Annotated in this window: 3 rRNA genes; all 3 read left to right on the top strand. The window is 54.0% G+C overall.

Features of this window, described 5'->3' with window-relative positions:
- Positions 1 to 7 precede the first annotated feature (7 nt).
- The 3 genes from HSO01S_RS18085 (at position 8) to rrf (ending at position 5,329) form a co-directional block, all read left to right on the top strand.
- Positions 8 to 1,530 (top strand): 16S ribosomal RNA (locus HSO01S_RS18085).
- A 423-nt stretch (positions 1,531 to 1,953) separates the two neighbouring features.
- Positions 1,954 to 5,072, top strand: a 23S ribosomal RNA gene (locus HSO01S_RS18080).
- Between the two features lie 140 nt (positions 5,073 to 5,212).
- Positions 5,213 to 5,329, top strand: a 5S ribosomal RNA gene (gene rrf / locus HSO01S_RS18075).
- Together the 16S, 23S and 5S rRNA genes form the textbook arrangement of a ribosomal RNA operon.
- The last annotated feature ends 2 nt before the right edge of the window (positions 5,330 to 5,331 follow it).

Genomic DNA, 5,331 nt, shown 5'->3' with positions numbered 1-5,331 from the left:
TTAAACATTTACGGAGAGTTTGATCCTGGCTCAGGACGAACGCTGGCGGCGTGCTTAACACATGCAAGTCGAACGGTGAAGGCGGAGCTTGCTCTGCTGGATCAGTGGCGAACGGGTGAGTAACACGTGAGTAACCTGCCCTTGACTCTGGGATAAGCGTTGGAAACGACGTCTAATACCGGATACGAGCCCCAACCGCATGGTTAGGGGTTGGAAAGAATTTCGGTCAAGGATGGACTCGCGGCCTATCAGCTTGTTGGTGAGGTAATGGCTCACCAAGGCGACGACGGGTAGCCGGCCTGAGAGGGTGACCGGCCACACTGGGACTGAGACACGGCCCAGACTCCTACGGGAGGCAGCAGTGGGGAATATTGCACAATGGGCGAAAGCCTGATGCAGCAACGCCGCGTGAGGGATGACGGCCTTCGGGTTGTAAACCTCTTTTAGTAGGGAAGAAGCGAAAGTGACGGTACCTGCAGAAAAAGCACCGGCTAACTACGTGCCAGCAGCCGCGGTAATACGTAGGGTGCAAGCGTTGTCCGGAATTATTGGGCGTAAAGAGCTCGTAGGCGGTTTGTCGCGTCTGCTGTGAAAACTGGAGGCTCAACCTCCAGCCTGCAGTGGGTACGGGCAGACTAGAGTGCGGTAGGGGAGATTGGAATTCCTGGTGTAGCGGTGGAATGCGCAGATATCAGGAGGAACACCGATGGCGAAGGCAGATCTCTGGGCCGTAACTGACGCTGAGGAGCGAAAGCGTGGGGAGCGAACAGGATTAGATACCCTGGTAGTCCACGCCGTAAACGTTGGGAACTAGATGTGGGGACCATTCCACGGTCTCCGTGTCGCAGCTAACGCATTAAGTTCCCCGCCTGGGGAGTACGGCCGCAAGGCTAAAACTCAAAGGAATTGACGGGGGCCCGCACAAGCGGCGGAGCATGCGGATTAATTCGATGCAACGCGAAGAACCTTACCAAGGCTTGACATATACGAGAACGGGCCAGAAATGGTCAACTCTTTGGACACTCGTAAACAGGTGGTGCATGGTTGTCGTCAGCTCGTGTCGTGAGATGTTGGGTTAAGTCCCGCAACGAGCGCAACCCTCGTTCTATGTTGCCAGCACGTTATGGTGGGAACTCATAGGAGACTGCCGGGGTCAACTCGGAGGAAGGTGGGGATGACGTCAAATCATCATGCCCCTTATGTCTTGGGCTTCACGCATGCTACAATGGCCGGTACAAAGGGCTGCAATACCGTAAGGTGGAGCGAATCCCAAAAAGCCGGTCTCAGTTCGGATTGAGGTCTGCAACTCGACCTCATGAAGTCGGAGTCGCTAGTAATCGTGAATCAGCAACGTCACGGTGAATACGTTCCCGGGCCTTGTACACACCGCCCGTCAAGTCATGAAAGTCGGTAACACCCGAAGCCAGTGGCCCAACCTTTTGGAGGGAGCTGTCGAAGGTGGGATCGGTGATTAGGACTAAGTCGTAACAAGGTAGCCGTACCGGAAGGTGCGGCTGGATCACCTCCTTTCTAAGGAGCACTGGCCAGCATTGCTGGTCCAGAGCCCAGATTCGAAGCGAACGTCTTCGACTGGGAGCTCATGGGTGGAACATTGACAATGATGTGAAAGTAGCCGGTTAGACACCAGTACGACCTTCGGGTTTGGAACAGGTCTGGTCGGGGAGGTTCACATATGCACGCTGTTGGGTCCTGAGGGACCGGATCCCCTGTCTTTGGATGGGGAGGACGAACCTCTGGACCCTTTGTTGTTTCCCTTTATATTGAGGGGTGCGCAGGGGGTACCGCCCGTACTTTGAGAACTACACAGTGGACGCGAGCATCTTAGATTCAGGACGTAAGTCCTGGATCACAAAGATCAACAGAACACCCTTCGGGGTGTTCGTAGATCATTGGTCAATTTTTCTTATGAAAGATCGATTCAAACTCATGTGATTTCAAGTTTCTAAGAGCAAACGGTGGATGCCTTGGCATCTGGAGCCGAAGAAGGACGTATAAATCTGCGATAAGCCTCGGGGAGCTGATAATAGAGCTTTGATCCGAGGATTTCCGAATGGGGAAACCCCGCCGGGCCCTTTGGGTGACCCGGTGACTCCCGCCTGAATATATAGGGCGGGTAGAGGGAACGTGGGGAAGTGAAACATCTCAGTACCCACAGGAAGAGAAAACAACAGTGATTCCGTGAGTAGTGGCGAGCGAAACCGGAAGAGGCTAAACCGATCATGTGTGATAGCCGGCAGGTGTTGCATGGTCGGGGTTGTGGGACTTTTCGTTCTGTTCTGCCGAGCAGTGAACGTTACAGCGCGATATAGACGAATGGTCTTGAAAGGCCAGTCATAGAGGGTGCCAACCCCGTAGTCGAAATGTCGTTATGGCGTGAAGAGTATCCCAAGTAGCACGGGGCCCGAGAAATCCCGTGTGAATCTGTCAGGACCACCTGATAAGCCTAAATACTCCCAGATGACCGATAGCGGACAAGTACCGTGAGGGAAAGGTGAAAAGTACCCCGGGAGGGGAGTGAAATAGTACCTGAAACCGTTTGCTTACAAACCGTTGGAGCACCCTTGTTGGTGTGACAGCGTGCCTTTTGAAGAATGAGCCTGCGAGTTAGTGATATGTGGCGAGGTTAACCCGTGAGGGGCAGCCGTAGCGAAAGCGAGTCTTAATAGGGCGTTTTTAGTCGCATGTTCTAGACCCGAAGCGAAGTGATCTATCCATGGCCAGGTTGAAGCGACGGTAAGACGTCGTGGAGGACCGAACCCACTTCAGTTGAAAATGGAGGGGATGAGCTGTGGATAGGGGTGAAAGGCCAATCAAACTTCGTGATAGCTGGTTCTCTCCGAAATGCATTTAGGTGCAGCGTTGCGTGTTTCTTGCCGGAGGTAGAGCTACTGGATAGCCGATGGGCCCCAAAAGGTTACTGACGTTAGCCAAACTCCGAATGCCGGTAAGTGAGAGCGCAGCAGTGAGACGGTGGGGGATAAGCTTCATCGTCGAGAGGGAAACAACCCAGACCACCGAATAAGGTCCCAAAGCGCGTGCTAAGTGGGAAAGGATGTGGAGTTGCACAGACAACCAGGAGGTTGGCTTAGAAGCAGCCACCCTTGAAAGAGTGCGTAATAGCTCACTGGTCAAGTGATTCCGCGCCGACAATGTAACGGGGCTCAAGCACGCCACCGAATTCGTGGCATTCATATTAGTGGCAGGCCTTCGTGGTCCAGCCGTGTGGATGGGTAGGAGAGCGTCGTGTGGCGAGTGAAGCGGCGGTGTAAACCAGCCGTGGACGCCACACGAGTGAGAATGCAGGCATGAGTAGCGAAAGACGGGTGAGAAACCCGTCCTCCGAAAGACCAAGGGTTCCAGGGCCAGGTTAATCCGCCCTGGGTAAGTCGGGACCTAAGGCGAGGCCGACAGGCGTAGTCGATGGACAACGGGTTGATATTCCCGTACTGACGAAAAACCGCCCAAGCCAATCCAGTAGTGCTAAGAGTCCTAACCCGGCTGACTGATCCCCTTCGGGGGTGACGCTTCCGGTCTAACGCTCGAACCCGTCTGGTGCGGTTAGCGTATTAACAGGTGTGACGCAGGAAGGTAGCTGAGCCGGGCGATGGTTGTCCCGGTCTAAGAATGTAGGCCGAGAGATAGGCAAATCCGTCTCTCATATACGGCTGAGACTCGATGGGTAGTCCTCACGGACGAAATCAGTGATCCTATGCTGCCAAGAAAAGCATCGACGCGAGGTTTTAGTCACCCGTACCCCAAACCGACTCAGGTGGTCAGGTAGAGAATACCAAGGAGATCGAGAGAATCGTGGTTAAGGAACTCGGCAAAATGCCCCCGTAACTTCGGGAGAAGGGGGGCCTGAGGCGTGAAGGGATTTACTCCTGGAGCGTTTGAAGGCCGCAGAGACCAGTGGGAAGCGACTGTTTACTAAAAACACAGGTCCGTGCCAAGTCGCAAGACGATGTATACGGACTGACGCCTGCCCGGTGCTGGAAGGTTAAGAGGAACGGTTAGCCGTAAGGCGAAGCTGAGAATTTAAGCCCCAGTAAACGGCGGTGGTAACTATAACCATCCTAAGGTAGCGAAATTCCTTGTCGGGTAAGTTCCGACCTGCACGAATGGCGTAACGACTTCCCAGCTGTCTCAACCGCGAACTCGGCGAAATTGCACTACGAGTAAAGATGCTCGTTACGCGCAGCAGGACGGAAAGACCCCGTGACCTTTACTACAGTTTGGTATTGGTGTTCGGTGTGGCTTGTGTAGGATAGGTGGGAGACTGTGAAGCTTGGACGCTAGTTCAGGTGGAGTCAATGTTGAAATACCACTCTGGTCACTCTGGATATCTAACTACGGACCCTAATCGGGTCCTGGGACAGTGCCTGATGGGTAGTTTAACTGGGGCGGTTGCCTCCTAAAAAGTAACGGAGGCGCCCAAAGGTTCCCTCAATCTGGTTGGCAATCAGATGGCGAGTGTAAGTGCACAAGGGAGCTTGACTGTGAGACTGACAAGTCGAGCAGGGACGAAAGTCGGGACTAGTGATCCGGCAGTGGCTTGTGGAAGCGCTGTCGCTCAACGGATAAAAGGTACCTCGGGGATAACAGGCTGATCTTGCCCAAGAGTCCATATCGACGGCATGGTTTGGCACCTCGATGTCGGCTCGTCGCATCCTGGGGCTGGAGTAGGTCCCAAGGGTTGGGCTGTTCGCCCATTAAAGCGGTACGCGAGCTGGGTTTAGAACGTCGTGAGACAGTTCGGTCCCTATCCGCTGCGCGCGTAGGAAATTTGAAAGGATCTGACCCTAGTACGAGAGGACCGGGTTGGACGAACCTCTGGTGTGTCAGTTGTTCCGCCAGGAGCACCGCTGATTAGCTACGTTCGGGATGGATAACCGCTGAAAGCATCTAAGCGGGAAGCCGGCCTTGAGATGAGATTTCCATACCTTCGGGTGAGAGGCTCCCAGCTAGACTACTGGGTTGATAGGCAGGATGTGGAAGCGAGGACTAAAGACTCGTGGAGCTGACCTGTACTAATAAGCCGATAACTTGATAATCACCACTCACATGCATGTTGTAAGGCTGGCATGTGGGGACATGAAATGCTTGCGTCCACTATGTGGTTCTCGATGTACGGTCGAGAACCAAGTTATTCAGCAATGAATGCTTGAAACTTCGAGACTGACGTCTCTAATGTTTCGGCGGCCATAGCGAGAGGGAAACGCCCGGTCACATTCCGAACCCGGAAGCTAAGACTCTCAGCGCCGATGGTACTGCAAGGGGGACCTTGTGGGAGAGTAGGACACCGCCGGACTT

It is taken from the genome of Herbiconiux solani NBRC 106740 (genome assembly GCF_001571005.1).
GTDB lineage: Bacteria > Actinomycetota > Actinomycetes > Actinomycetales > Microbacteriaceae > Herbiconiux > Herbiconiux solani.
Note: the sequence above shows the minus strand (reverse complement) of the source record. Positions and strands in the feature narration are given on the sequence as shown.